Annotated in this window: 1 protein-coding gene; it reads left to right on the top strand. The window is 46.3% G+C overall.

Features of this window, described 5'->3' with window-relative positions:
- Positions 1 to 426: 426 nt before the first annotated feature.
- A partial coding sequence (locus B036_RS31315; RefSeq protein WP_455015153.1) for a SprB repeat-containing protein occupies positions 427 to 1,238 on the top strand: 812 nt, incomplete at its 3' end.

The raw sequence follows: 1,238 nt of genomic DNA, 5'->3' as shown, positions 1-1,238 counted from the left end.
ACCTTCCAGGGCACAAGCCTGACGAACGAAGCGGAGATCACGGAGGACGACGGCGATGATGACGACTCCACCCCGGACAACGACGTNCCGACGGAAGACGACCAGGACGATGTGCCTGTGACCGTTGAGCAGACACCAAGTATTGATGTCGAGAAGTCAACTTTCGATCCCGTTACAAATCAATTCCTTGACGCTGATGTCTTTGATCCAGGTACTGCACCACTATACGTATGGGGAGTTCAAGATCCTGTACCTACTGTTGTATGGCAATACGTTGTCACTAACGATGGTACACTTGACCTATCCGATGTTCAAGTCATTGATGATCAGGAAGGGTTGATTGGTGTAATACCATTCCTTGCTGCAGGTGCAAGTGAGACACTCACCGCCTCTGCTCCAGCTACAATCTCTGTAGATGACCCTTACATGAACGAGGTAACGGCTACTGGACAACCTTTAGATGTTAATGGTGATCCTACAGGTCCCACTGTTTCTGATGATGATCCAAGTCACTATATCGGGTCATTATTTAACATTGAAAAGCTGGTTCTTTCAGACGAAATTTGTGAAGGTGACGATGCGAATTACACCGTAATCATTCGTCTATCTGGTCAGCAATTTGGCTTGAATGCTCGAATGGTTATGGTCACGGATACTGTATTCTCTTTGGTTAGTGGTACACAAGATGGCTTCGACCTGATTCCGTTATTAGATCCTACGTCTAATCCAGATGGTGACATGCAGATTAATAATGGAGAAGAGTGGACATTTAGGTACATGCGTACGCTAACTGAAAATACTAGGAACACTGCTTACGAAATGTTTGATATTTACCGAAACAATGACTTCGTCAGGATGGTAGAGGGTAATTCTACCCAAATGGTGACCGTAAATCCTAAGCCTATTATCCTTGTGGCAGATACTGATCCAAACGGAAGTATCAAGTGTTTTGGCGACGATGATGGAAGTTTAACGGCTACAATTACTGCTGGAGGAACAGCACCATTTACTTACTCTTGGAGTGGAGGCACACAAGTTCCAGGAGAGCCTGAAACTATTACTGGCCTTTCTGCGGGAATTACTTACTCAGTTACTGTAACTGATATTGAGGGCTGTTCTAATGTAGCATCTGGTATCCTTACAGAGCCAACGGCGCTGACGCTGAGTGGCACCCCCGTAGACGTAGAGTGTAACGGAGCGGCTACCGGTTCTATCGACATCACTGTCGGTGGCGGTAC

The organism is Neolewinella persica DSM 23188 (genome assembly GCF_000373105.1).
Lineage (GTDB): Bacteria > Bacteroidota > Bacteroidia > Chitinophagales > Saprospiraceae > Neolewinella > Neolewinella persica.
Note: the sequence above shows the minus strand (reverse complement) of the source record. Positions and strands in the feature narration are given on the sequence as shown.